Raw genomic sequence first — 25,626 nt, 5'->3', positions numbered from 1 at the left:
GCCATATACTGTTACACAGCCTGATAACCGGTTTGGAGCGCCAGCCTGTTCATTTCCTCAGTTCCTTTGGGCACACGGGCCAGCACGGCCTGTTCCAGAGCGGTCAGGCCGACGGTATCGGTGAGTTTGGCAATGGTCCCGAGGGCAACGATGTTGGCGAACAGTTCACGGCCGCACTTATCTTTTGCCAGTTGGGTAATGGGAACGGCATGCACCTGTTTGTAGTGTGCCGGCACATCCCGGACAAAGGTGCTGTCAATAATGAGCAGGCCGTCTTCCTTGAGGTCCGGACCATATTTATTGAGTGCTTCCTGGGTCATGGCCAGAAGCAGGTCAGGAGTCGCAACTTTAGGATAATGGATGCGTGCATCACTGATAATGACCTCCGATTTGCTGGAGCCGCCGCGGGCTTCCGGCCCGTAGGACTGGGACTGTATGGCCTCTTTGCCGTCGGCAATGGCGGCTTCGGCCAGAATGATGCCGGCCAGGATCAATCCCTGCCCGCCTGAGCCGCTTAATCTGACTTCCATCATGCTAAGAACGCCCTCCCATCGCTTGTTTGATGATTTTGCCGTATTCGGCCGTATATTCAGGCGCAGTTTTCTGATGCAGCAGACCTATGGGAATTTTCCCGGCCAGCTGCTCCGGTGTAAGCTTGCCCATGGCTTCGACCGGCACGGTATTGTCCCGCTGCCAGGCCAGCAGTGCGGCCGGTTTTCCCAGCTTGTTCTGCCTGCCGAACGAGATGGGACAGCCGGTCATGGCTTCCACCACGGCAAAGCCTTCGTGCTGGATGGCTTTGGCTACCAGTTCGGCAAGCTGCTTGGCATGGTAGGTGGTTGACCTGGCAACAAAGGTGGCACCGGCCCCTTTGGCCAGCTCAGCTAAATCAAAAGCGCGGTCAACATTGCCGTAAGGGGCGGTGGTGGCTTTGGCCAGATGGGGCGTCAGCGGCGAGTACTGCCCGCCGGTCATACCATAGATATTGTTGTTAAAGACAATGACAGTAAGATCAATGTTGCGTCTGGCAGCATGAATGAAATGATTGCCGCCAATAGCGGTAGCATCGCCATCACCGGTAATAACCAGCACCTTGTGCCCCGGCTTGGTCAGCTTAATCCCGGTAGCAAACGGCAGCGCCCGGCCATGGGCCGTATGCAGGGTGTCAAAATGCAGATAGCCGGGAGCCCGTGACGAGCAGCCAATTCCCGACACAATGGTGGTTTTATCCTGATCAAGCCCCAGCTTGTCAATAGCCCGGACAATGGCGGCCGTTACAATGCCATTGCCACAGCCGGGACACCACATATGCGGCAGTTTGGGGCGAAAGTATTTTTCCAGTAATTGTTCCATCTTGTTCCCTCCCTATTTGACGTTTGCTTCGGCAATGGCTGCCAGCATTTCGGCAGGTGCAATCGGATCATTATTCCATTTGGCCAGCGATATCACCCGGGCCTGTCCGGCAACAATCCGCTCCACTTCATCGACATACTGCCCGTAGTTGAGTTCGGCCACAATAATGGTTTTGACCTGCTTCGCCAGGGCGGCAAGCTGTTTTTCCGGCGACGGCCAGATGGTAATGGGCCGGAACAAGCCTGCCCTGATTCCCTGTTCACGCGCCATTTCAATGGCGGCATAGGCCGTACGGGCCGTACCGCCGAAGGCAATAACGGCAACCTCGGCATCGTCCAGCTGCTGTTCTTCAAAGGTAACAATATCATCAATATGATCGGTAATTTTGGTATGCAGCCTGGCAATCAATTCATGCGAAGTACTGTTGGCACCGCTGGGAAAGCCGGTATAATCATGGGCCAGCCCGGTTACATGAAACCGGTAGCCGTCACCATAGGCCGGCATGGGGGGAACACCATCTGCTTCCGGCTTATAAGGAAGAAACTCGCCCGGCGGCAAAGCGGGCTTTTTCCGGCTAATAAGCTTCAGGCTGTCCGGCTCGGGCAGCTCGATTTTTTCCCGCATATGACCGATGATTTCGTCCAGCAGCAGCACTACCGGCGTGCGATATTTCTCAGCCAGATTAAAGGCCTCCACCGTCAGGCTGAAACATTCCGGGACACTGGCAGGGCTGAGGGCAATAACTCCCCTGTCGCCATGGGAACCCCAGCGGGCCTGCATGATATCGGCCTGGGCCGGCGAGGTCGGCTGGCCGGTGCTGGGGCCAACCCGCTGTACATTGACGATAACACAGGGTACTTCGGCCATAGAGGCATAGCCAATTAACTCCTGTTTCAGGGAAAAACCGGGACCGCTGGTGGCTGTCAGGGATTTCACACCTGTCAGTGAGGCGCCGATGGTGGCGGCCATGCCGGCAATCTCGTCCTCCATTTGGATAAAGGTACCGCCCACCTGCGGCAGGCGCCTGGCCAACAGCTCGGCCACCTCGGTAGACGGTGTTATCGGATAGCCGGCGAAAAACCTGGCACCGGCGGCAAGCGCGCCTTCTGCACAAGCATGATTTCCCTGCATCAGTACTGCTTTTGCCATAAATACATTCCTCCGTTCGTCATCTTCCTATTTATCCGATGGCTAACTCGCTCTAAGACTCCCGTCTCTTTCGGCGGGAGTAAGCGCGACTAAGCCCCTGGATAATTCCGACTAGGATTCAGTTGGGGTTAACCCCCCACCTGAATCAAGTCTCTATTTATCTGCAGTTACATAAATGGCATAATCCGGGCATCTGAGCTCGCATTGTCCGCAGGCCACACAGTTGTCGGCAGCAGCCACCTCAATCTTGCCCATTTCATCAAGCTGCAGTACTTTTTTCGGGCAGAACTCAACACAGATGCCACAGCCCTTGCAGTACCGGGTCACGATTTTTAGCATTTCTTCTTCCTCCCCATAAAGTAGACTTGGCTTCAGGTGGAGGTTTAACTCCACCTGAAGGTTAACCGCCCAACTTCCAGGGGCTTAGCCGCTCGCCTGTGCCCGCCGGGGTATAACCCCCCATTGGTAGAAGCAGGAGCCTTAGAGCGGGTTAGCCTCAGGATACATTTACTGCCGGCAGGCACTTAGGCATTAAACAATTTACCAGGATTCAGCAGTCCCTGTTCATCCATTACCTGTTTAATCTTCTGCCCGGCGGCGAAACCGGTTTCGCCTGTCTCCCATTTGAGAAACGGCGCTTTCATATAGCCGATGCCATGTTCGCCGGACAGCGTGCCGCCAAGGTCCAACGCAGCTTTAAACAATTCCTCCACCGCTTGCTCGACCCGTTCCATCTCTTCATGGTCGTGCTTATTGCTCAAAATATTGGGATGGAGATTGCCGTCACCGGCATGGCCAAAAATAACCATCTTTAAATTATATTTTTGGGCAATCTCCCGCAGCCGGCGAACCATGGCCGGAATCTGGCTGCGCGGCACGGTGGCGTCTTCGGAGATTTTAGTCGGGTTGATCTTGCCGCAGGCCGGAGAAATAGCGCGGCGGGCCTGCCACAGTTTGTCAATGTCCTCAGGCGTCGAGGCTGCCTGGATCTCGGTGGCGCCGCACTGTTTGCACACCTTCATGACATGTCCGGCCTGTTTGGCAATGGCGGCCGCGCTGCCGTCCACTTCTATCAGGAGAATGGCCTCGGCATTAACCGGCAGGCCAACCTTAAGGTAATCCTCCACCGCCCGGATGGTCAGGTTATCCATAATTTCCAGGGTGGTCGGAATAGTGCCGGAGGCAATCATTTCACTGACCGTGTTGGCAGCATCATCCAGGCTGTTAAAAATAGCCAGCAGGGTTTGTTTGGCGCTGGGTTTATCGACAAGCTTCAGGTAGATTTTAGTAACAATACCCAGCGTCCCCTCCGAGCCGACCAGCAGCATAGTCCAGTCCGGCCCGGCCATATCGCCGTCAAATTTGTTGCCCAGTTCGACAACACTGCCGTCAGGCAGCACGACCTCCAGCCCCAGCACATAATCCCTGGTAATGCCGTATTTGACCCCACGGGGGCCGCCGGCGCATTCGGCGATATTGCCGCCCATGGTGGAGGTCTTGGCGCTGGCCGGATCAGGCGGATAGAACAAGCCGGCCTGGTTTACGGCATTGACAAAGGCTTCGGTAATCACCCCGGTTTCCACCACCGCCACCCGGTTGGCTTTATCAATTTCTATAATCCGGTTAAGCCGGGTAAGCACCAGGGCGATACCGCCCTGCACCGGTACCGAGCCGCCGGACAGACCGGTGGCCGCGCCTCTGGCTGTTACCGGCACATTGTACTGCCTTGCCAGTTTGACGATAGCTACAATCTCCTCCACACTGCCGGGCTTAACCACCACATCGGGGGGGAAATCCCGGAAGGTGGCGTCAAAGGAATAACAGATGCGGTCTTCCAGCTGCTCCATAACATATTGGGCGCCAACCAGCCGTTTTAACTCAGCAAGCATTTGCTGCTCCATGTTTCCTCCCCCTCCTAGTCCAGGCCGTACGCCTGGGCAATAATTTCGGCCGTGTGTAATACCCGCATGCTGCTGCCGCGCTGTCCCAGTCCGTCGGTAATATGCATCCGGCAGGCCGAACAACCGGTGGCCAGAATACCGGCACCCGTCTTTTCCGCATTATCCAGTTTCCAGTCATTGATGGTCCGGGCAATATCATAATAGGCCATGCTGAAGGTGCCGCCGGCACCGCAGCATTTGGCGGCATCCTTCATTTCGGCGTATTCCACGCCGGGAATGGCCTTTAACAGCTGACGCGGCTCTTTGGTAACACCCATGCCGCGGACTAAATGGCAGGGGTCGTGATAGGTAATTTTAGCCTTTACTTCCCGCAAATCCTGTTTGAGCCCCACTTCGGCCACGAACTGGGTAATATCCTTTACTTTGGCGGCCAGCGCTTCCCAGGCTGTTTTCACGGCCGGATCTTCGATAATAGCGCCGTATTCGTGTTTTAAGGCGGCTCCGCACGAAGCGCAGCCGGTGATAATGGCGTCATAGTTGCCGGCTGCCAGCACTTTAACATTTTCCTCAGCCAGATACCGCCCCACCTGATAGTCGCCGGAGGTAAAGGCCGGTGTCCCGCAGCAGCTCTGCCTGGCCGGAATAACCACTTCCACATCGTGGGCTTTGAGGATTTTGACAATGGCTTCCCCTGATTCCGGATAAACATAATTGAGCATGCAGCCGGTATAAAATGCCACTCTGGCCTTGGGGGAAGCTACCTTGCTGGTTTCCGGCAGGCGGCTTCTTAAGGGCGTGGAAGCTAACGGCGGGATGATGCGCCGCTGACTAAGCCCGGCGCCAGGCAGGGGAAAGCGCGCCAGCTTGCCTCTGCCGCCAGGAGCGTCTTTGAAGACAATGCTCTGGAAGGCGGCACCCATTTTGAGCCCCAGATCAAACAGCTTACGATAAGTCAGGCCGGTAAAGGCCAGCTTCTTGGCTATTGGCAGGCCGTTTTTCACGGCCAGGGCGCGTCTGGCACTTAAAAACAGTTCATCGGTTCTGACACCTGAGGGACAGCCGGGAGCACAGGCTTTGCACAGCAAGCACTTGGACATCCTGGCTTGCAGCTCAGGGGTCAGTGCCAGCTTGCCTTCGCTGACAGCTTCCAGCAGCTTTACTTTGCCTCTGGCTGTGGTATTTTCATTGTCGGAGACTTGAAATACCGGGCAAACCGACCGGCAGGTGCCACAGCGAATACATTTGACCAGTTGTTGCTGCCACTTAGCATAATGCTGCTCCATTTATTTCACCTCCTGTAAGGTCGGTCGATTTAAAATCTGTTTGGGGTCAAAAGCGGCTTTGGCCCGCTGCTCAAGCTCTGCCAGGGGGCCGCTCCGGCATTTTCCCGTCAGGCGGTCATACTTGCCGGCAAGAACGCCGCCTGCCCGTATCAGGGCTGCGGCAAGTTCCTCAATAAAGGCGTGCTCCGGCTGCACTCCGGCAAAAACAAGGTTAAGTTTGCCTTCGGCCACCTGGCCGAACAGGCCGGCTTTAACCCCGCGGCGCCCGGCTAATTCGTAAAACAGGCTGATGAATTCCGCCTGGCGGGTAAAAGCCATTTTATATTCATCGGTCAGTACATACTTATCGGCACACCGGTAAAGAGCGCTCCAGCGGCTTGCCGTTTGCCCGCGACCTTCATTGCGCTCCCGGATTGTGCCGCCATGCTTCTGGATGAGAACAGCGGCATTCTGACATTGCTCACCGGACTCTTCCTGCAGACCGTCAAACTCCAGCAAGACAAGCTGGCCCTGCGGCGGCTCCTGAAAAAAGTCTTGCACATTCCTGTCCACCCATAACAGATACGCCGGCACCACACCGTTCTCTTTCAAATCCCGGGCAAAAGCCAGCACCTCATCCACCTCATTAAAGGCGACGGCAAGCCCGGTACGTGTTTCCGGTAAGGGCAGCAGCTTTAACAGAAACTTAACCGTAATACCATAATCGGTATAAGGCGCGTTAAAAAAACGGGTAAAATCATAGCCGGTTACATTCTTAACGGTTTTCCCGCCTGTTGTTAATAGTTCGCCGTCAGGCAGGACAATTTCCGAGCCCATCAGAAAATGCTTGGCACTCCCGTATTTAAGGCTGGACAGGTTGGAACAGCCTTCATAAAACAACCGGCCCATTGTTTTGTCCTGATAAAAGGGAGTGTCGGCCGGGATAAAGCGCAGGCCCTGCTCAGCCAGCCTGGCGGCCAGGATGCCGAGGGTAACGCCGGGACCGACGACGGCGACAAGGTTGGCGGCGTCAATTTCGAAAATTTGATTCAGGTTGGACAAATCAAGCATTACTCCCTCAGACTGGCCTGAGCGGTAAGTATATATCGGACTGCCGGCAGCGGCGGCAGTCCGCACCAGGTGCTGCAACTCCTCGACCGATTGAGGGGACACGGATTGGCTCACGTAAAGACCTCCTTTAAAGGCATTTCTATCACTATACTAGCTGCTGCGTAAACACCACAACAGCAAATTACGACCAAATGCAGGAATTGACTGACGAACCTATGGAATCTGCCCACAAAGTGCGCTTGGAATAGTCGGAAATTTCTTTATTCGTGAGGATGCTAAAAAAACACTCATACTGAGTGTTTTTTTAGCATCCGGATACACCTTCACAATACTTTGCCGGGTTTTCCCAGCCCCAGCAGCCGCTATAGTTTTACAAACCGGACCCGCAGAATGCCTTCGACCCCGCCAAGGAATTCCAAAGTTTCTTTGGAAACTTCCGAATCAACGGTCAGCACCATCATGGCCTGCTGCTCGGTGAACTTACGCCCAAGCTGCATGGTGGCAATATTGACCTTGCCAACCCCCAGTAAGGTTCCCATTTGTCCGACAACACCGGGTTTATCCATGTTTTCCGCGATCAGCATATAAGGAGCAGGATGAACATCAAATTCATAGCCATTAATTTCAACAATCCGCAGCTCCCCTTTGCCAAAGGTAGTGCCGCTGATGGTAAACTCCCGGCCTTTTGATTTAACCTTGACGGTAATCAAGGTCAGGTAATTTTCCACTATAGATTCTTTGCTTTCGGTTACGGTAACACCCCTGCTTTTAGCAATAACATTGGCATTCACATAATTTATCCGCTCTTTAAGAACCGGCTCAAACAAGCCCTTCAATATAGCCAGTGAAATGACCGAGGTTTCCATGGCCGCAACCTCGCCTCTGTAAATAATCTCTACCTTATCTACAGCTTCCTTTTCCAGCTGGTAATACATCTTGCCCAGGGTTTCACCCAGCTTTAGATAGGCTTTGACGGTATCCAGCTCCTGCGCCGGCAGGGTAGGCAGATTGACGGCGTTTGGCACCATTTCTCCCCTTAGCGCGGCAATCACTTCTTGAGCCACGGTTATACCGACATTATCCTGGGCCTCAACCGTATCGGCACCCGCGTGAGGCGTTATAATCACATTGTCTACATCCAACAGCGGCGAAGTAGGCTCAGGTTCCCCTTCCGGCACATCAACCCCGGCCCGTTTGACGATATTGGCTTTCATGGCCTCAATCAGCGCAGCCTCGTTCACAATACCGGCCCGGGCACAATTGATGACAGTCATGCCTTTTTTCGCAGCTTTAAACTGGTCTTTGCCAATCATCCCATAGGTTTCTTCAGTCTTAGGGGTATGCACGGTAAGAATATCGCACTTGCTCATCAAATCTTCCAGCTTTTCTTGTTTCTCCACACCCAGATTCTTGAACCGGCTGTCGCTGATATAGGGATCATAGGCAATAATGTTCATCCCAAATGATTTCAACCGGGTTGCCACCAGCGACCCGATCCGTCCCAAACCCACAATACCTACTGTTTTCCCCTGAAGCTCCATGCCTTTAAGGCCGGAACGATCCCAAACGCGTTCCTGGAGACGGTTATGAAGCTGCGGAATATTGCGGCAGGTAGCAAACAACAGGCCAATACTCAGTTCGGCTGCCGATACGATGTTGGATTCCGGGGTGTTGACAACAATAATCCCGCGTTTGGTGGCACCATTCATTTCAATATTGTCGACACCATTGCCGGCGCGTCCTACCACCTTTAACCGGGTGGCTTTTTGATATAATTCTTCATTGACTTTGGTGTTGCTTCTGACAATCAGTGCATCATACTCACCGATAATTGCCAATAGTTCTTCGCGCGAAAGATTGGTTTTTATATCAACACTCGCGCCTTCTTGCGTAAGTTTTTCAACCCCTTTTTGTGCAATCTGTTCCGAAATAAGTATTTTCATAATTCTACCTCCATTTTATCTTAATCGTTGAGTCAGGAATCCTGCCGCCACAGGCGGCATCAGCTCAGGCAGGGCAGACTTTCCGCCTGAACCGCTGATGTTTGGCTCTGCTGAAATGAGTTCACTGGTATTTATTTAGTCTTTACGGACACCGGCGCGAAGCCTTCGGCAAAAGTGGGAAGCCATGTGCCCTTACCCTGATAGAAAGGTATATGTTCCATCAGGATAAAAAAAAACTCACCCCACTACAATTGGGGCGAGTTTTCACCCGCGTTGCCACCCAGCTTAGACCGAAAATACTACATGTACCGGCAAATAAAAAAGTTCTCCATCCCCTTAGGGACGAGAACTATTCCCGCGTTGCCACCCATGTTGCCTTCCGGCCAACTTTAACCGCTGTATTGGGCGGATCCCATACTGATTCTTCACCAGCCACTCCCAGGCGGAACCTGCCTGTTTGGTGTACCGGCTCGCACCAACCGCCGGTTCTCTGAACACCTTGCATTCGGCTTCCTGTTCATCATGGTAACTATGAACTTATATCGATTATACTGTGTGCACCGGTATAAGTCAAGTGTCTTTTATAAAAGTTGCAGCTTTATATGTCTGCGCATTTATCTGCAAGAAGTTGTGCCAACATTACATTTCCTGATAGCGGCTCAGGCGCTGTTCGTCCAGGATAATAATTTGCTGTTCGGCTAAATCAATAACCTTATCCTTTTTCATCGAGCTGAGAACCCGGCTGACGGTTTCCCGGGTTGTCCCCACCAAATTGGCTAAATCCTGGCGGGTCATATCAATGTCAATCCGAATTCCTCCGGTTACCTCCCGGCCATACTGCTGGGCCAGCCGGCCAAGGATTTGCGCTGTGCGGGCAAACGTATCCGATAACGCGAGGGTCTTAATTTTCATTTGCGCATGCAGCAGCTTTTTATTCATGACTCTGATAATATGCAATGCAATACGTGGGTTGTCGACTACCACGTTTTCCAGTTCCACATTTTTTATAATTCCAATGACCGAGTCTTCCAAGGCCACCGATGTAGCCGGATAGGGTCCACGGTTAAAAAGCAGCACTTCGGCAAACACTTCGCCGGGCCCCAAAATATTGATAATATGCTCTCTACCATCCTGAGCCATTTTAACGATTTTTACTTTACCGCTTTTAACATAATGGAAACCTTCGCCAGGCTCACCCTCCATAAATATAATCATATTTTTTTTGTAACGGCGTTCAACCGTGACATTGTCGATGGCTGCCAGATCAACCGGAGCCAACTCCTCAAAAATAGGTAGGTGTTTTAAATACTCTAATTCCACCATGTACATCGCTCCTCTCCTGGAGACTGTCATACCGGAACGCTGAGACAATCCCGCCCTTTTCTATTTTACCATAAAGTGCAAGACTTACGCCAGCGTATGTGGACATGGTGAGCCCCGGAAACTATTATGTAAGATAAGAAAAATACTTTCAACACGACTGAGGCGCGGGCGACCGTTAGGCATAAGCGGAGGTTAAGCGGTCGCAGCGTTGTCTGACGGGCGCCCGCGCCGGGCCTTGTATGGCACGCCAAACTTATCCAGTTAGGAAAAAAACAAGTGCCGCAAAACGCTTTTTTAAGAAGCATTTTGCGGCACTCTGGTTTTACACTTGCTTAGAATAAACCTACAATCTTACCATCATTATCAATATCCATCTTAACGGCAGAGGGCTCCTTGGGAAGTCCTGGCATAGTCATGATTTCACCGGTTATGGCTACCAGGAAGCCTGCGCCGGCTGCTACCCGCACTTCGCGAACGGTAATGCTAAATCCTGTTGGACGGCCTGCTTTATTCATATCATCGCTGAGAGAATACTGGGTCTTGGCCATACAAATCGGCGTCTTATCAAAACCCAAAGCCGTAAGTTCCTGAATCGTTTTCTCCGCAGCAGGCGTATAGTTTACGCCGTCTGCTCCATAAATTTTAGTGGCAATTGCTGAAATTTTATCTTTAATTGGCGCTGTTTCATCATAGGCAAAGGTAAATTCGTTAGGCCGTTCGCAGGCAGCCAGTACCTTTTCCGCCAACACCTGCCCGCCCAGGCTGCCCTTGGCCCATACTTCGGATAAGGCCACTTCGGCACCCAGCTTATTGCACTGTTCTTCCACAAAACTTAACTCTTGGGCGGTGTCGGTCGGGAACGCGTTGATGGCTACCACAGCCGGCAGGCCAAATTGCTGGATATTCTCAATATGTTTGGTCAGGTTGGCAAGGCCCTTTTCCAGAGCTCCCATATTTTCACCGGCCAGTTCATTCTTAGGAACGCCGCCATGCATTTTCAGGGCACGAACAGTGGCTACGATAACCACAACACTTGGCTTAAAGCCGGCAAAACGGCATTTGATGTCAATAAACTTCTCTGCTCCAAGATCGGCGCCGAAACCGGCTTCGGTTACACAGTAATCTGCCAGCTTGAGGGCATACTTGGTAGCCGACACACTGTTACAACCATGCGCGATATTGGCAAACGGGCCGCCATGAACGAAAGCCGGCGTATTTTCCAGTGTTTGTACAAGGTTGGGTTTGATGGCATCTTTGAACAGCAAGGCTAAGGCTCCGGTTACTTTTAGGTCTTCGGGAGTAACAGGCTTGCCCGCATAGGTATAGGCAACAATAATCCGGCCAATTCTCTCTTTCATATCATCCAGATCTTTGGCTAAGCAAAGAATGGCCATCATTTCCGAGGCAACCGTTATATCAAAGCCGGTTTCTCTTGGCACACCGTTAGCCTTGCCGCCAAGCCCGCATACAACATTGCGCAAAGCCCGCTCATTAAGGTCAAGTACCCGGCGCCAGGTAATACGCCGCGGATCGATGCCAAGGGCGTTTCCATGATGCAGGTGGTTATCAATAATGGCAGCCAGCAGGTTATGGGCTGTAGTAATGGCGTGAAAATCGCCGGTAAAGTGAAGATTGATATCTTCCATTGGCACTACCTGTGAGTAACCACCGCCGGCGGCACCGCCTTTCACCCCGAAACAGGGTCCTAGGGACGGTTCACGCAGAGCGATGACAACCTTTTTGCCTTTTCGCCGCAGGGAGTCGCCAAGTCCAACGGTTGTTGTTGTTTTTCCTTCACCGGCAGGAGTCGGATTTATCGCCGAAACCAGAATCAGTTTGCCATCCGGCCTGTTTTTGATCCGCTCCCAGGTCTTAAGAGCAACTTTTGCTTTGTAGTTACCGTAGAGTTCCAATTCTTCGGCGGGAATCTCTAATTCCCGGGCTACCTCAACAATAGGATTCATTTGTGCGGCTTGCGCAATCTCGACATCACTTTTCATAAATGCTCCCCCTGCCATAATTCATATTTTTTTGTGAAGACTGTAATTCCTGGTTGACTTTGCTTAACCTTAGACAACTCTCTTTTATTGTAGGGCAATACTCATTACGTTCGCATAAAAAATTCCAGCCAGGTATAACAAAAACATTACAAATAATAAAGAAAACACGGCTTGCGCCGAGCCTCTGGCGACAGCGGAAGCCGATGTTGCCCTTATCCTGCCTTTAAGAAAGTTATACTTTCTGTTAGGACAAAAAACACCATCTGTCATCGATGGTGTTCCTCGGCCTCCCTGCTGGCAATCATATATCCCACTCCGGGATAGGTAACAATACATTCTTCGCTGCAGGCACTGTTTCTAATTTTTTGACGTATACGGGCAATGGCCACCCGCAAATATTCTACATCATCACGATATTCGCTTCCCCACACCTCGCAAAGCAATTGTTCATGCGTAAGTACCTTGCCGGCATTGACCATTAATAGCGAAAACAAGTTATATTCCGTTTCCGTCAGTTTCAGCTCCCGGTCTTTTATCCATACCCGGCGCTGAGCCTGTTTTATGATTATATCACCGTTTTTTAGCTCACTGGCTGCGCCCTGGCCGGGTAGTTTGCCGGCAAAACGTCGCAGAACAGCGTTGACTCTGGCGAATAATTCGTCCAGTGAAAACGGCTTGGTAAGATAATCGTCTGCTCCCATATTAAGGCCTTGCACCTTATCATTGGAATTGCCTCGCGCTGTCAGAATAATTACCGGAACGTCGGAAAACTTTCGCAGCCGTTTTAACAGTTCAAACCCATCCATACCGGGCATCATAATGTCCATCAAGACCAGTTCCGGGTCCAAAGCGTCAAAATTAGCCAGAGCCTCAGTTCCGTTTTGAAAGGTGTAAACCTCATACCCTAACGACTTAAGGTTTGCTGCAATAAAGCGCAATATTTTGGGCTCGTCATCAACAATAAATATCCTATATTTTTTCATACTCTGCACCCGCGCTCCTGTATTTAGGAATTGAAATCGTAAAGATGCTGCCGATACCTTCGCTGCTTTGGACCTTAATCATACCATTATGTGCTTCGATAATTCCCTTGCAAATTGTCAAGCCTAAGCCGGTTCCGCCTAAACGCCGCTCCCGCTCGTTATCCACACAATAAAAACGGTCAAAAATTTTCCCCAGATGCCGTTCGTTGATGCCGATCCCATTATCAGCGACACTGATGTGGACATATGCTTCATCACTGTGTGCACTAATTTCAATATGGGGACTGTCATCGTTATAACGAATGGCGTTAGTAAAAAGGTTCAGCAAAACCTGGCCCAGGCGCACTCTGTCACCATAGATAAACGGCAAGCTATCATCTACGATAGATTCAATTTTTGCATTGCTGGCAAAATGCTTGGGAAGCTTTCGGATAGCGCTGGTAATAATAGCATGGGGCTGGACAGGTTCTTTGTCCAAACTGATAGCTTTGGCTTCAATCCTGGAGATGTCAAGCCAGTCATTCACCAGCTCCTGGACATGCTCAATATCTTCATGAATTCCTGTCAGCATCTCCCGTTTAAAGTCTTCCTCCCAGTCGGCGTCCTCGCGTAACAGCGTTTCGACACTTCCCCTGATACTGGTAATGGGTGTTTTAAATTCATGCGAAACCATGGAAATTAAATCATTCTTCAGCTTATCAACCTCATGTTCCTTGGTAATATCCCGCCAGACCATGCCTTTGCCGACTTCATCATTCCCATTGCCTGTAACCGGAAAAACTGTAAGCAGAATATACTGATGGCCGGCACCGTGCTTAAGTTTCAAATTAAAAACACCGTATCCCCGCTTGGCTTGATCAATTACTTCCCAATTAGCATCGATAAGGCGATGGGCAATTATCGCAAACAAATAATCCTCCGACATACCAATGATCTCAGAACAGGGAAGAGCAAGCAGTTCGGACATCCGGCCGTTCGCATACACTACCTGGCGACCGTTAATCAGGGTAATAGCATCATACATACTCTCCAGTACGGCCTTTAAGACAGCATGATTTTGCTCCAGTGTTCGCGACAATATTTCATTCTGAAAAATGATACCTGCCGAACGTGACAAGGTCTCCACAAAATCCCGGTCTTGCTGGCTGAGCTGTGAGTGAGGAATTATGAAGCAACCGAAGATGTTATTGCCTGAGCGTATTGGCTGAATAGTATATCTGTAAGAAATTATGTACCAGGGCTTATCATTAATTTCAATATCATTAATACCGCGAATATCTTCTCCTGACCCGATTAACGATAATACAGGTTTTCTCAGATACAATTTAACATGAACTCCGGATATCTCAGAAAATTGCCTTAGACACTCTTTAATAATACTCGCTCCCCCCGGATGGGGTGAAATCGGAGTGATTAACTGATTGAGAATGGCTAATTCCTGATTGGTTCTTAGCAAACTGTTAGTTCGTTCTGCTATCCGCTGCTCTAACTCGGCATTTAATGCGGACAGTTCTTGCCGGCTTTCACTATGTTTCTTAGCCATTAATTGAAAATGTTCGGCCATCAATTCGAATTCACGCGGGGCAAATCTGGGAAATATGGCAGCCTGCGTCGCATCGTCCTGGCTAATTAATGCTTGAATAAAGGCTAGCAGACTCTTAATTGTTGAATGTATTCGTCTGGCGTGAAAATAACCAAGCAAGGAAGTAAGCAGTAAAGTAATAGCAATATTTAAAACCACTGATTGAAACGGAGTTTCATAAGTCCCCAGTGATTGTAAAATTCCAAGAATCAGAAACGTAATGATTGGAATAACTAAGAAGGCAATCCAAAGATGCGAAGTGATTGATAAATGTTTCATAAAAATTCCCCGCTATTACTTCCTGTTATAATAAATACCTGCATCGTACCAGACAACAGAAATATGATATTATCCGGCTGCCTACTACTACTTTCACAATTACTCACATCCAACTTTATCAACATAATTAAAGTCAGTTTCATAAATTTTACTCTCGTAATCTTTCCTTGTCAACCAGAATTTTCAGATATTATCATTAAAAAAAACTGCTGGCATAATCCCTGCAACCGTCAATGTTACTGAGGCGTGGGCGGCCATTATGCATAAGCGGAGGTTAAGCACCGGCAGCCAGCGTTGTATGATGGCCGCCCGCACCGGGGCCCTTATGGTGACGCGCAAACCTTATATATATGCTGTTAAAAACAAAAAAACCAGCCCGAAAGCTGGTTTTTTCTTACTCATTACTAAACCCTATTCGCCCGGATGGATAGCCTCTACCGGACAGACAGCGGCACAGGCACCGCAATCAATACAAAGACCGGGATCAATATCATACTGAGTATTCCCTTCCGATATTGCCTCTACCGGACATACCGAAGCACAGGCACCGCATTTGATACATTCAGAGTTAATATTATATGCCACGTTTCTTCCCTCCTTTTTCTGGTAAGCCAGCCTTACCATAAATATACTCCTAAATACCCGGCTGCGTCTGTGATAAAAATCATAGTCTTTATCGGAGACTTATAGAATAGTATTTGCACTTTTGCGGCTTTTAGGAGACTGTTATTAAGGAAATTATTGTGATTTGCGATATAATCATAGTACACTTTCATCCATACCTATATAGATAAAGGAGAACAATTATGTACAAGATTTACCGACTAGTATTAACTATACTTCTATCCGCAGTTTTGTCAATACCCGTACATGCATCTACCATTATCAACGGCGAGTATAGCTCATTGCCGCCAGGCCCTGACGATGATGTCAAGGAAATCCACTATGTTGATGACAACTATGAACGCCTGACCGATTATGCCAACGGCTATTCCCTGCTTGTCCCCCATAATCTGACGGTTGACGCCTCACTCTCACCGGTAGTTACGGTGCTGACAAACGACTCTCTGCGCATTGAAATTTTTTATGATAACTTGTCCGGTACGCCGGCTACTGCCAGCGACTATATGAGTTACAGCAACCGGTTTATCAGCAACACCCATAGCCATACCCGGCTGTATGAGGCTACCTACCGGCAAAACGACTTTACTGTTCACCGGTTGCACTGGACGCGCCCCAAGCTCATGCATGCACCTAATGACAAAAACTATTATGCCAGTATCGAGCTGGCGAAAAATAGTAAAGAAGTCTATACTGTTTTTATCAAATCTGCCACACCTATTGAAAATGCCGGGAAAATTGCCGGCAGCTTTACCCTGGTCCCTCGCCAGGGTGCACCGCAGATTGCACTGCCGCTGCGCCGGGCACATACACCACTTAATGCTGAAACCCGCGCCTTTTATGACAAGTATTTTAGTCCGGCAAGCCCGCAGCGTTGGGGGATCTTTGAGCCAGGCGCCCCCCAGACCTTTGAAAAGCTGGATATTTTGGAAGAACAACTTAACTATACCTTCCCCATCCTGGTACGGTACCAGTCACTTGATGAAAATTTGCCCATTCTCGGCCTGAATTCCGCGTACAAGCACGGGAGAACCGTCGAGTTGACACTTCAGACCAGCCATGACTTTGTCGATAGTTCGGACGCGATTTATGACATTCTCGCCGGAAAATATGATGACTATTTCCAGCTGTATGCCCGGCAGTTAACAGCCTTCGGCCACCCGGTCCTGTTCCGGCTCAATAATGAAATGAACGGTGACTGGTGCTCCTATTCGGCCTTTTACTATAGTAAGGACGCCGAGTTGTATAAAGCCATGTGGCGGCACATCCGCCGCATATTTGATGAAAATGGTGTTGACAATGTGCTCTGGGTATGGAATCCGCATGACTTATCCTTCCCCGACTTTAAGTGGAATCATTACCTGATGTATTATCCGGGAGATGAATATGTCGATATTATCGGCCTGACAGGCTACAATACCGGTACTTATTTTGCCGGAGAAAAATGGCGGGAATTTGACCAAATCTACCCGGAAATTTATAACGAATATGACAGGCATTTTGCCAAACCGTTTATGATTACCGAATTTGGGTCCAATTCGGTGGGCGGCGACAAGGCGGCCTGGATGAAAACCATGTTTGCACAAATAGGCCTGTTACCCAAAATCAAGGTGGCAATCTGGTGGAATGGCATTGACTGGGATGCTTCCGGCCAGCCTGGACGCATTTATATTTTGGACGAAACTGAGGAAACAACCGCAGCCTTCCGGCAAGGACTGCAGCAGTTCAAGCCGGATTAGCAGCTATGACCGTCCGCGGTTGCGTTTCATTGACCACATGATGAATCGCCGGGCTTCCACCCGGTTCACGGCTTTATGGCTTTCCATATCGCGTTCGGCTCTCTCCCAGACATTCCGCAGATCTCCATCCGCGTCAGCGGCAGCCGCCCCCAGGGTTATGCTTAACGGAACTTCCGGATTGCGCAGGTTATGAAGATCAACATGGTACTTAACATCTTTTTTGATATCTTCAGCCATATCCGGCGAAGCAGCCGGCAGCAGGACAATAAATTTATCCCCGTCAAAACGGGCTGCCATACACTCCGCCCCCGCCACGGTCTTAACAATATCGGCAGTGGCAGTGATGATCGCATCACCGGCTGCTCTGCCTAAAAAATCATTAATGACTTTCATGCCATTGATGCTTAAAGCCAGCATTATGCTATCCGGCTGCCCTGTACGGGCAGCTATTATTTTTTCAAATTCCTGCCGGGAGTACAAACCGGTCAGCGAATCAACGGCAGGCAGCCTGGGGGTATTCTTTTTGCCGATAAGCGGCTGCAGCCGATGAAGCGGCTGGGAAACGGGTGTCACTGCCGGTTTATTGTCCGGCAGGGTGGTCACCGCCGGGGCTTGCTGCCCGAATGTTTTTGGTTTATAGGCTTTAGCGGCCAGCGCCCGGTCAATTACGGCTGCCGGTGTTATATCTGCTGCAGTTACAGCAGCCGGTTTGCTGCCGGCCGCAGACTCGCTTGCGGTATCTTTTGCCGAACGCTTGCTGGCCAGTGCCAGTTCCTGCTGCAATATGGCTATTAATTCATTTTGTGTAGTCTCAAACTCCTCTGCCGCCGCCTCCTCCGGGCTTTGCATGCCAACCGTCTGCTCACGGCCAGATTCAAACACCTGCCGTTCTATAGCATCTTCCGGGAAAGCGGCAGCGCGTGCCTGCCAGCGGCGCAAAAACCAGCCCAGCAGCAATAGCGGAATTACTCCAATTAGGTATAAGCTGCCCAGCCAGAAAAACCACCGGCTGAGCGGCGCCTTACCGCCAGGTATGTCCGGAACAAGACCGGCCGCCCTTGCCGCTATGGTTTCCTGCCGAATAACACCATATACAATACCAGTTACCTCTCCGTTCACGGTAACAGGCGCCGCCACTATAGTAACATTCCCGTTCTGCAGCCAGTCGGTCCCCGGGACTTCCCCCTGGTATTCCCGTCCGGCAGCCGCTTCGATAAAATAATTGCTGCCGGCGATATCCCTGCCGGTACGGCCGCCGGTATCTACCTGAACTGTACCGCCAGATTCGGCATACCCCAGTGCCAACAAGCCTGTCTCCGCCGTAATAAAAGAAGCAAGCTCGTCAGCGGCATTTGGGGTTCCGGCAGTAACAGCCGGCAATTTGCTTATACCCCGAATATAGGCGGCCTGGTTTGACAGCCAGGCTGTGGCTGCTACTGCCCGCAGCCGGGCAAGCTCTTCCGCCCGTACCCGGACCATGCTGTCCGCCTGCTGACGCTCAACATAGACCACTCCGGCGATAAAAATAAGCGGCAGCAACACTGCTGCAACCACCAAAAAATTCACATACCTGCCAATCTGATGTAAGTTTCTCATACCATCCTCCTGCCTGTTAACCTATGCTTTATCTGGCCGCCAATTGATTTTTGCCGCAGAAAACAACACTGCAACCTTATTTCCTGTAATATTTCACATGTATTGCAAATTTCCTGCCGTTAACCTCCGGCCCTTATCCGGCATAGAATATATAACAGTACTAGGAGGTGAATACATTGGCTCTTTTCCGTGCCTATAAAAAATCACCTAAAAATAAGGTTTTAGCAGAAACTACGACTGCCGAAACTGCCGACACATGTCCCTGTCACCCGGATTTACTACTTTTGCGGGATGCCGCCGCCGATGAGCGGAACGCTATCGCCTTTTATCTTGAGGCTGCGCGAGGTTCTTGTCTATGCCAGCTGTTTCTGGATATCGCTGCAGACGAAATGCAACACTTTGCCGAACTGATGCAAATGGTTTCCTGTCTGGACCCCGTACAGGCTGAAATATTCAGCGACATAGGTCTTGATGCACTGGTAGCGGAACGCCCGCTGTTTAGACCTAAAAACAAGAATAAGAAAGTCGACGATCCCCAAGGTATCCTGCCTGACCGCAAAGATATGGTAACAGTGAACTTTTTGACCAGGGCTGTAGTCGACGAATTACAGGCCATCAATAAGTATCAGCGTTACATGCAGGCCGCCGAAAAACCTTCCGTAGCACGCCTATTCTGTCACATAATGAATGAAGAAAAAGAACATCTTGCCCAGTTTACTGCCGAGTTGTTCAAACTAACCAATGAACCGTTGCCGTCCGAACACGTGTAGTCCAAAGGCAACATGGCAAACAGAGAGGATAGGTCCTGTAAACCTATCCTCTCTGTTTGCCGCCGCGTTGTCCAGGCTGTTTCCCCGGCTGCTCGGCCTTTACCTTGGCAGGAATGGCTGTGAGCAGAACCTGGTTTCCCTGACAAGAAACTTTTACTTGATAATCAACAGTACCTGCCTTATACATAGTAAGCTTGAGTTCCAGCAAAGCCTTCCCCACAGCCTCTTTTAGTTCCGGCGTAAAATAAGCGCTGTTAATATCGTCTGCCGGCTCCTTCCGGGCAGAGGCAACAGGCCGCCGGACAGGCTGCTCTTCCTCTAACTCAGTCTCAAAGGTTGGCTCTTCCTGCCAGCCTTTAAACATTTCAGCATCACTCAGATTTTTTTTGATTTTGCTCAAAATAATTACCTCCTGGAAAACATACCACTAAATTCTGCAACCACCCCGGCTAATACCGCAATGACCTCCGGGCGGTAATGCTCTCTGAGCGTCCGGGCAATTTCTACCTGGAACGCGTTGTAATTTTTCCCATAGCCCGAATACCGCCGTCCTTCGCCCCAACGATGTGCGGCCAGCGACTGATTGCCCACCCAATGTTTATCAAAAACCACTTTCGTTCCCGGCAAAACAGTCTTCATTCTGGCTTTCAGGGTTTCACCAAACCATTTTCTGACCCCCACAGAACAGGTTTTGCCATAGATGGTTCCCACCTCAATACTTAGCGGGCCATGGAGCTGGTCTTTCATCCCGTGAATGCCAACATGCAGATATGGACTTGCCAGGTTTCTGTCGCCCGGTGCCAACAGTCCCGAATGATAAAGAAACTGGCTGATAACATCCCGGTATTCCCACACAGCTTCATCGTTGCCCTGGCCTGGCGGCCGGTTAAGGTCGGCAATAGTACGGGAAACGGTGCCGATAATACCGGCACAGCCTGTTTTTGCCATAATACCGGTCACAATCTCATCAGTAAAGCGGTCGGCTCTCGGCGAAGCGGCATGCACGGCATCAACATGGCAGCAGCGGCTGCCAAAAGCATATTTAATATAATTGCCGTTTTTCAATAATCCTGCCCTCCTGCAAGGTTTCTCCCAGCGCAAGGATATTTTTTGTTATGCGGCAACCGGATATTCTTCTAATTCTTTACCAATAACAGCAAATCCTGCAAAAAAAAAAAGCCGGAATTCCAGCTGCCACTGAATTCCGGCTATGAATTATACCGTACCAGACAAACGCATCAGAGTTTGATCGACATTGGGATCAAGACTGCCTAATTCGTTGAATTCTCCTGGATGCAAGTCTTCCTTGCCGGGTTTAATTTCCACATTTTCACGCTTTTTTTCCACCAGTAACACCACCCTCTTAGTTACATAGTTACACTTTATACTATATACACACGTTTTTAATACATGATACAACTACATTTGTTTAATGTCAAGATATAAATTGAGAAACCGGCGTTAAAAAATTGCCTCAATATATAAAAAACGTTTTGTGCAGTAACACAAAACGTTTTTTATATATTGTTTCCCGTTATTCCTCTCATGAAATTAGATTTCCAGCTTTAATACAGCTTATGTTTATTCACATATTTATCGATCAGCTCTATTCTGCCTTCACTCCCGGTGTTCTTTTCACTGGCAGCCAATATAATCAAATCAGCAATCCACAACGGTGCTATATAGGAATTGCAAAAGCCCATAGTCTGCACGTAAGCTGTCAATACTATGTCGGCATAAAAAGCTACAGGGCATGTTATTTTATCTGTAATAACTATAATCTCAGCTTTTTTTCTCTGGGCAATTTCAACCAGCGAAAGAGCCATCTCTGTGTACCGGGGAAATGTGAATAATACAATACAGTCTTTCTCCGTAATATCTGCAATCCTATGTACCGCAGCAACATCTGCATGGAAAATCCCTTGACAATTAGGCAAAAAACAGCCTAGCTTATTTTCCATAAAATGCGCAACCGATGCCGTCCCGCCAAAACCAACAATATATTTATTCCTGCTCTTAATAAGAACATTTGTAATGGTTTCAATAACACCCATATCTATCTTATCATAGGTCTTATTCAGATTTTCCAGCGTGGTCATCAGCAATTCTCCGGCCATATTACTGATATGCCCTCTTTCAATCGCTTTTTTATGCCGTTGCAACGGCGAACCGGATTCAGATATTTGCTGAACTATATTCTCTTTCATGTGTTTCTGGAAATCAGCATACCCATTAAACCCAAGTGTTCTCACAAACCGTATTATGGATGTGTCGCTTACCCCTATATCAAGCGCTAAATCTGTCGCTGTCTTAAAACAAAATTGATTTTTATGCTCTAAAAAATAACTCGCAATTTTTTCTTCTGTTTTTGTTAATGAGGTTCCTTTGATTTTACTTTCGATGTAATCCACTACCATCCCCCTAACCTATACCAATTTTAGACTATCACAAAGATATCAATTGTGCAACAATTGTACCTCCATAACAAACAAAAGCCTCGCATCCTTTGGCTATGATAACACAGCCAAAAGATACAAGGCTTTGTACTCAATCTTTAAAACACCGTATACCAAAATCCGTTGATCAGCTCAACAGGGCAATAGCGGCTTCAATCCGGTTAAGCCCCTCTGCCAGATTCTCCATTGAATTCGCATAAGAAAACCGCAATTTGTGCTTAGTGTTGAACGCTTCCCCCGGTACTACCGCAATATGAGCTCTCTCCAGCAAAAAGGCTGCAAGCTCCATAGAGCTGTCAATCGTTTTTCCGGCATATGACCGGCCCAGCAGTCCGGAAATATCCGGCAGTAAATAAAAGGCTCCCTTAACCGGGTCACAGGCAAAACCATTTAGTTCATTAAGCCGCTTCTGCATAAAATGCCGTCGTTTATCATATTCCTCCCGCATGTTATACAGGTCGTCCTGCGGCCCGGTTATTGCCGCAAGCGCCGCTTTTTGCGAAACAGAGCAGGCTCCTGAAGTCATCTGGCTTTGAAATGCTTCGATTGCTTTGGCAATCGGTTTGGCAGCGGCAGAATAACCAATCCGCCAACCCGGCATGGCATATGCTTTGGACACCCCGTTGACAATTACACACCGGTCTTGCACCTCAGGCGAGATCGACCCAATACAAAAATGTTTTTCCCCATCAAAAACAAGTTTTTCATAAATCTCATCTGAAATTATATAAAAATCGTGTTTCACTGCCATAGCGGCAAGCTGCCGCAGGCTCTCCTCACTGTATACCGCTCCGGACGGGTTGTTGGGTGTATTGATGATGATCGCCTTAGTGCGTGGCGTTACAGCTGACTCAATGGCCTCAAGATCAAGCGCAAAACCATTTTTTTCATCGACCTTGACTAACACCGATACGGCTCCGGTCAACTTAACCATCTCAGTATAACTTACCCAGCAAGGCACCGGAATAATTACTTCATCCCCCTCGCCGCACAATGCGTACAGGGCATTAACCACTGCCTGCTTTGCCCCGTTGCTCACGCAGATCTGCTTGGGTTCATAGTTTACTCCATTATCAACCTGCAGTTTATATGCCACTGCCTCTTTCAGATCCAAAAAGCCGCTGGCAGGCGGGTATTTGGTAAAATTCTGATTAATGGCGTCAAAAGCCGCTTTTTTTATATAATCCGGTGTGGGAAAATCCGGTTCACCAATGTTAAAGGAAATGATGTCTGTCCCTTGCCGCTTAAGCTCAGCTATTTTTCCGGTTAATGCCACCGTAGGAGAAATTTGAACTTCACGCGCCCGTTTGGAAATCATATTAAACCCTCCCATACTTTTGCGTATTGGTATTCTTGGTTTGCCGCATCCGGCAGGGCAAGCTGCTGCCTTTACCGATAGTAATCATCAATAATCTCGCAGTTCAGCGCTTTTAGAGTTTTATCCACCCAGCTTTTGTCCCGGGGAAGGCCATCCCTGATTCCCTGAAGTATCGCCTGCTCTTTAACCAGCTTTTCCTTAGCCCTTGCCTGTATCGACACAGCATCGGCCGGATTGATGATTACAATACCGTCCGCATCCCCGACCACAATATCCCCGGGGTTGACAACCACCCCGCCAATACATACCGGCACATTGATTTCACCGGGACCGTCCTTGTACGGCCCCCTGGGCGTAACCCCCGCCGCATATACAGGCATATTCAATTCTTGCAATGCCTTGGCATCACGCACCGCCCCATCGACAACCACACCGGCCAGGCCTTTCTTGTCGGCTGTCAGCATCATAATTTCACCGGTTATCGCATTGGCCATATCTCCCTGGGCATCAACCAGGATAACATCTCCAGGCTGGGCCAGTTCTAACGCCTTATGAAGCAGCAAATTGTCGGCAACTCTTACTTTCACGGTAAAGGCCGTCCCCAGCAAAGGGCGGGAGTTAAAAGGCTTAATCCGCGCATCCACACAACTGAAGCGATTCATTTCATCAGCAATATTGGCCACCGGTACACCGCTAAAACCTTCCAGCAGCTCTCTGTCGGGACGGTTAATTTTTAAAAAGATTCTGCAGCCTGCGTTTGACATAATTACCTCCTCTTCGCCTTTGAACTGCCCACAGTTAGGCTTCTTCTTCCCTCATATATTCTTCATTTGACCAAATGCCTTCACTTTTGCCAATCAGAATCGCGCCGGCAATATCGCCAACTACATTCAGCGGGGTATGGGCCATATCAATCATCCGGTATATACCGGCAAGCATACCGGCAATTTCATACGGCAGCCCCATCAGGTTCAACATAATAGCGCTCATCACAATCCCGCCACCGGGAATTCCCGGCGCAGCAACAGACAACATGGTCGAAATCAGCACCGTTACAACCATTTGTTCGATAGACAACGTAAGTCCATAAAAGTCAGCGGCAAAAACAATGAGAATCGCCTTATACATAGCGGCTCCCGTGGAATTGACCGTACCGCCCAGCGGCAGGCAAAAGTCAACAAGCCATTGCGGCAGTTTATACTTTTTCGTAGCGGTTTCCATCGCCAAAGGCAGGGTAGCCGCACTACTGCAGGTTGATGCAGCCATAACGAACACCGCGCCAATATCTTTGAATGCTTTAAAGATATTGATCCGCGCATACAACATCAACGGCAGGATAAAAACCAGGACCGCAATAATCAGCGCCGCAAGATAATCGGCAAGAATATATTTCATCATCGCCCCAAAGACTGAAACCCCGTAAACTGCCACCGCATTAGCCATCAGTGCAAATACACCAATGGGCGAGTACAGCATAATAATGTCGATGATGTAAAAGCTGACTCTTGCGCCTTGCTCTAATAAGTCTTTAACCGCCGAAGCCCTGTTGCCGAGGCCTACGAGAGCAACCCCCACAAAAATGCCCAGTACCAAAACCTGCACAATATCGCCTTTAGCCAGCGCCCCCACAAAATTTGAGGGTATCATCATCATTAAAAAGTCGCCGATACTTGGTGTTTTAACCGCCTGGGTGAAGGCCTCCGTTGTCGCCATCGTAACACCCATTCCCGGACGGACCAGATAGCCTACGCCCAATCCAATAACACAGGCCACAAAAGTCATGCCAACATAAACCACCAGCATCTTAGTGCCTACCCGCTTTAGTTTCTTCATGTCACCCATACCGGCAATACCGGTGGTAATCGTACAAAAAATTACCGGTACAATAATCATTCTGATCAGTGTAATAAAAATATCTCCCAACGGCTTAATGGACTTCGAAAAAGCGGGATACAGCAAGCCGACTACAATACTAAGAATAAAGGCTATAACTATCTGGGCAGGAATCCCCTTTTTCCCCGTCAAAACGATCTTCATGAATACAACCCCTTCCTAAAATTTGTAATAAGACTGATACGCCAAAAGCTTCTGCCTACCGCAACTGCCGTTAACCCGATCCATACCTCCTTGCTGCATCCAATTTTCTGCTTAACCCGATAACTTTCTGCAAATTCATATTATCATTCTATCGGATAATAGTCAACAATTTATATTTTTGTTGAATTAAATTCAACAAAAATATAAATTGTTGACCTTCTTCCTTCCGTATCGCGTTAATAC

Annotated in this window: 24 protein-coding genes; 2 read left to right on the top strand and 22 right to left on the bottom strand. The window is 49.3% G+C overall.

Annotated elements, in window-relative coordinates; all coding sequences use genetic code 11:
* Positions 1 to 11: 11 nt before the first annotated feature.
* From SPSPH_RS01145 to SPSPH_RS01080, 14 genes are all read right to left on the bottom strand, one after another.
* Complete coding sequence (locus tag SPSPH_RS01145) at positions 12 to 533, bottom strand: 2-oxoacid:acceptor oxidoreductase family protein (protein ID WP_075752420.1); 522 nt, start codon at positions 531 to 533, stop codon at positions 12 to 14.
* A gap of 1 nt (position 534) precedes the next feature.
* Positions 535 to 1,353: a 2-oxoacid:ferredoxin oxidoreductase subunit beta gene (locus SPSPH_RS01140; protein ID WP_075752418.1), complete on the bottom strand. Its 819-nt coding sequence runs from the start codon at positions 1,351 to 1,353 to the stop codon at positions 535 to 537.
* Between the two features lie 12 nt (positions 1,354 to 1,365).
* On the bottom strand, positions 1,366 to 2,502 hold the full coding sequence (locus SPSPH_RS01135) for a 2-oxoacid:acceptor oxidoreductase subunit alpha (protein ID WP_075752416.1): 1,137 nt from the start codon (positions 2,500 to 2,502) through the stop codon (positions 1,366 to 1,368).
* A 153-nt stretch (positions 2,503 to 2,655) separates the two neighbouring features.
* On the bottom strand, positions 2,656 to 2,841 hold the full coding sequence (locus SPSPH_RS01130; protein ID WP_075752414.1) for a 4Fe-4S dicluster domain-containing protein: 186 nt from the start codon (positions 2,839 to 2,841) through the stop codon (positions 2,656 to 2,658).
* A 185-nt stretch (positions 2,842 to 3,026) separates the two neighbouring features.
* Entirely contained in the window at positions 3,027 to 4,403 is a 1,377-nt protein-coding gene (locus tag SPSPH_RS01125) for an FAD-binding oxidoreductase (RefSeq protein WP_075752412.1), read from the bottom strand.
* A 14-nt stretch (positions 4,404 to 4,417) separates the two neighbouring features.
* Positions 4,418 to 5,686: a (Fe-S)-binding protein gene (locus tag SPSPH_RS01120; protein ID WP_075752410.1), complete on the bottom strand. Its 1,269-nt coding sequence runs from the start codon at positions 5,684 to 5,686 to the stop codon at positions 4,418 to 4,420.
* Entirely contained in the window at positions 5,687 to 6,850 is a 1,164-nt protein-coding gene (locus SPSPH_RS01115; RefSeq protein ID WP_075752408.1) for an FAD-binding oxidoreductase, read from the bottom strand.
* Between the two features lie 248 nt (positions 6,851 to 7,098).
* A complete protein-coding gene (serA, locus tag SPSPH_RS01110) occupies positions 7,099 to 8,679 on the bottom strand; it encodes a phosphoglycerate dehydrogenase (protein WP_075752406.1) in 1,581 nt (526 codons plus the stop codon).
* Positions 8,680 to 9,028: 349 nt separating this feature from the next.
* Positions 9,029 to 9,184 (bottom strand): hypothetical protein, encoded by a 156-nt coding sequence (locus SPSPH_RS01105; RefSeq protein ID WP_158027033.1) that lies wholly within the window; start codon positions 9,182 to 9,184, stop codon positions 9,029 to 9,031.
* Positions 9,185 to 9,318: 134 nt separating this feature from the next.
* The gene (locus SPSPH_RS01100; protein WP_109298164.1) at positions 9,319 to 10,002 is read right to left on the bottom strand and encodes a Crp/Fnr family transcriptional regulator; all 684 of its coding nucleotides are present in this window, start codon (positions 10,000 to 10,002) and stop codon (positions 9,319 to 9,321) included.
* Between the two features lie 332 nt (positions 10,003 to 10,334).
* Positions 10,335 to 12,002, bottom strand: coding sequence for a formate--tetrahydrofolate ligase (locus tag SPSPH_RS01095; protein ID WP_075752402.1), 1,668 nt, complete (start codon positions 12,000 to 12,002; stop codon positions 10,335 to 10,337).
* 266 nt (positions 12,003 to 12,268) lie between these two features.
* Positions 12,269 to 12,985 carry a response regulator transcription factor gene (locus SPSPH_RS01090; RefSeq protein WP_075752398.1) on the bottom strand — a complete coding sequence of 239 codons (717 nt, stop codon included), beginning with the start codon at positions 12,983 to 12,985 and terminating at the stop codon, positions 12,269 to 12,271.
* The gene (locus tag SPSPH_RS01085; protein WP_075752396.1) at positions 12,972 to 14,846 is read right to left on the bottom strand and encodes a sensor histidine kinase; all 1,875 of its coding nucleotides are present in this window, start codon (positions 14,844 to 14,846) and stop codon (positions 12,972 to 12,974) included. The genes SPSPH_RS01090 and SPSPH_RS01085 overlap by 14 nt, the downstream gene beginning before the upstream one ends.
* Positions 14,847 to 15,257: 411 nt before the next feature.
* Positions 15,258 to 15,431 carry a DUF362 domain-containing protein gene (locus SPSPH_RS01080; RefSeq protein ID WP_075755888.1) on the bottom strand — a complete coding sequence of 58 codons (174 nt, stop codon included), beginning with the start codon at positions 15,429 to 15,431 and terminating at the stop codon, positions 15,258 to 15,260.
* Positions 15,432 to 15,652: 221 nt separating this feature from the next.
* On the opposite strand from SPSPH_RS01080, the gene SPSPH_RS01075 reads away from it, so the two are divergent.
* Entirely contained in the window at positions 15,653 to 17,206 is a 1,554-nt protein-coding gene (locus SPSPH_RS01075) for a glycoside hydrolase family 26 protein (RefSeq protein ID WP_075752394.1), read from the top strand.
* 3 nt (positions 17,207 to 17,209) lie between these two features.
* Here SPSPH_RS01075 and SPSPH_RS01070 read toward each other — a convergent pair whose 3' ends face one another.
* Positions 17,210 to 18,802: a diguanylate cyclase domain-containing protein gene (locus SPSPH_RS01070; protein WP_075752392.1), complete on the bottom strand. Its 1,593-nt coding sequence runs from the start codon at positions 18,800 to 18,802 to the stop codon at positions 17,210 to 17,212.
* A gap of 176 nt (positions 18,803 to 18,978) precedes the next feature.
* Between SPSPH_RS01070 and SPSPH_RS01065 the strand changes: the two genes are divergently transcribed.
* Positions 18,979 to 19,572 (top strand): ferritin family protein, encoded by a 594-nt coding sequence (locus SPSPH_RS01065; protein ID WP_075752390.1) that lies wholly within the window; start codon positions 18,979 to 18,981, stop codon positions 19,570 to 19,572.
* Between the two features lie 43 nt (positions 19,573 to 19,615).
* On the opposite strand, the gene SPSPH_RS01060 is transcribed toward SPSPH_RS01065, so the two are convergent.
* The 7 genes from SPSPH_RS01060 to SPSPH_RS01030 all read right to left on the bottom strand — a co-directional run bounded on the left by SPSPH_RS01060 (position 19,616) and on the right by SPSPH_RS01030 (position 25,383).
* A complete protein-coding gene (locus SPSPH_RS01060) occupies positions 19,616 to 19,972 on the bottom strand; it encodes a hypothetical protein (protein WP_075752388.1) in 357 nt (118 codons plus the stop codon).
* Positions 19,973 to 19,977: 5 nt separating this feature from the next.
* Entirely contained in the window at positions 19,978 to 20,637 is a 660-nt protein-coding gene (locus SPSPH_RS01055; protein WP_075752386.1) for a hypothetical protein, read from the bottom strand.
* Between the two features lie 150 nt (positions 20,638 to 20,787).
* Positions 20,788 to 20,919 (bottom strand): hypothetical protein, encoded by a 132-nt coding sequence (locus SPSPH_RS01050; RefSeq protein ID WP_255430421.1) that lies wholly within the window; start codon positions 20,917 to 20,919, stop codon positions 20,788 to 20,790.
* A 218-nt stretch (positions 20,920 to 21,137) separates the two neighbouring features.
* Positions 21,138 to 21,983 carry a MurR/RpiR family transcriptional regulator gene (locus SPSPH_RS01045; protein WP_075752384.1) on the bottom strand — a complete coding sequence of 282 codons (846 nt, stop codon included), beginning with the start codon at positions 21,981 to 21,983 and terminating at the stop codon, positions 21,138 to 21,140.
* Positions 21,984 to 22,155: 172 nt separating this feature from the next.
* A complete protein-coding gene (locus SPSPH_RS01040) occupies positions 22,156 to 23,346 on the bottom strand; it encodes a pyridoxal phosphate-dependent aminotransferase (RefSeq protein ID WP_075752382.1) in 1,191 nt (396 codons plus the stop codon).
* Positions 23,347 to 23,417: 71 nt separating this feature from the next.
* The gene (locus SPSPH_RS01035) at positions 23,418 to 24,110 is read right to left on the bottom strand and encodes an RraA family protein (RefSeq protein WP_075752380.1); all 693 of its coding nucleotides are present in this window, start codon (positions 24,108 to 24,110) and stop codon (positions 23,418 to 23,420) included.
* A gap of 34 nt (positions 24,111 to 24,144) precedes the next feature.
* Positions 24,145 to 25,383, bottom strand: a complete 1,239-nt coding sequence (locus SPSPH_RS01030; protein WP_075752378.1) for a dicarboxylate/amino acid:cation symporter — start codon at positions 25,381 to 25,383, stop codon at positions 24,145 to 24,147.
* Positions 25,384 to 25,626 lie beyond the last annotated feature (243 nt).

Origin of the sequence: Sporomusa sphaeroides DSM 2875 (genome assembly GCF_001941975.2) — a bacterium.
Taxonomy (GTDB): Bacteria; Bacillota; Negativicutes; order Sporomusales; family Sporomusaceae; genus Sporomusa; species Sporomusa sphaeroides.
The sequence above is the reverse complement of the archived record's forward strand: the minus strand, read 5'-3'. Positions and strand labels throughout refer to the sequence as shown.

What these genes read in the sequence shown, in the direction of transcription:
- SPSPH_RS01075 (WP_075752394.1), top strand. Translation starts at nt 15,653, where the DNA reads ATGTACAAGATTTACCGACTAGTATTAACTATACTTCTATCCGCAGTT.
- SPSPH_RS01035 (WP_075752380.1), bottom strand. Translation starts at nt 24,110, where the DNA reads ATGTCAAACGCAGGCTGCAGAATCTTTTTAAAAATTAACCGTCCCGAC.
- SPSPH_RS01090 (WP_075752398.1), bottom strand. Translation starts at nt 12,985, where the DNA reads ATGAAAAAATATAGGATATTTATTGTTGATGACGAGCCCAAAATATTG.
- serA (WP_075752406.1), bottom strand. Translation starts at nt 8,679, where the DNA reads ATGAAAATACTTATTTCGGAACAGATTGCACAAAAAGGGGTTGAAAAA.
- SPSPH_RS01140 (WP_075752418.1), bottom strand. Translation starts at nt 1,353, where the DNA reads ATGGAACAATTACTGGAAAAATACTTTCGCCCCAAACTGCCGCATATG.
- SPSPH_RS01135 (WP_075752416.1), bottom strand. Translation starts at nt 2,502, where the DNA reads ATGGCAAAAGCAGTACTGATGCAGGGAAATCATGCTTGTGCAGAAGGC.
- SPSPH_RS01145 (WP_075752420.1), bottom strand. Translation starts at nt 533, where the DNA reads ATGATGGAAGTCAGATTAAGCGGCTCAGGCGGGCAGGGATTGATCCTG.
- SPSPH_RS01130 (WP_075752414.1), bottom strand. Translation starts at nt 2,841, where the DNA reads ATGCTAAAAATCGTGACCCGGTACTGCAAGGGCTGTGGCATCTGTGTT.
- SPSPH_RS01070 (WP_075752392.1), bottom strand. Translation starts at nt 18,802, where the DNA reads ATGAGAAACTTACATCAGATTGGCAGGTATGTGAATTTTTTGGTGGTT.
- SPSPH_RS01040 (WP_075752382.1), bottom strand. Translation starts at nt 23,346, where the DNA reads ATGATTTCCAAACGGGCGCGTGAAGTTCAAATTTCTCCTACGGTGGCA.
- SPSPH_RS01100 (WP_109298164.1), bottom strand. Translation starts at nt 10,002, where the DNA reads ATGGTGGAATTAGAGTATTTAAAACACCTACCTATTTTTGAGGAGTTG.
- SPSPH_RS01105 (WP_158027033.1), bottom strand. Translation starts at nt 9,184, where the DNA reads ATGCAAGGTGTTCAGAGAACCGGCGGTTGGTGCGAGCCGGTACACCAA.
- SPSPH_RS01125 (WP_075752412.1), bottom strand. Translation starts at nt 4,403, where the DNA reads ATGGAGCAGCAAATGCTTGCTGAGTTAAAACGGCTGGTTGGCGCCCAA.
- SPSPH_RS01095 (WP_075752402.1), bottom strand. Translation starts at nt 12,002, where the DNA reads ATGAAAAGTGATGTCGAGATTGCGCAAGCCGCACAAATGAATCCTATT.
- SPSPH_RS01120 (WP_075752410.1), bottom strand. Translation starts at nt 5,686, where the DNA reads ATGGAGCAGCATTATGCTAAGTGGCAGCAACAACTGGTCAAATGTATT.
- SPSPH_RS01030 (WP_075752378.1), bottom strand. Translation starts at nt 25,383, where the DNA reads ATGAAGATCGTTTTGACGGGGAAAAAGGGGATTCCTGCCCAGATAGTT.
- SPSPH_RS01085 (WP_075752396.1), bottom strand. Translation starts at nt 14,846, where the DNA reads ATGAAACATTTATCAATCACTTCGCATCTTTGGATTGCCTTCTTAGTT.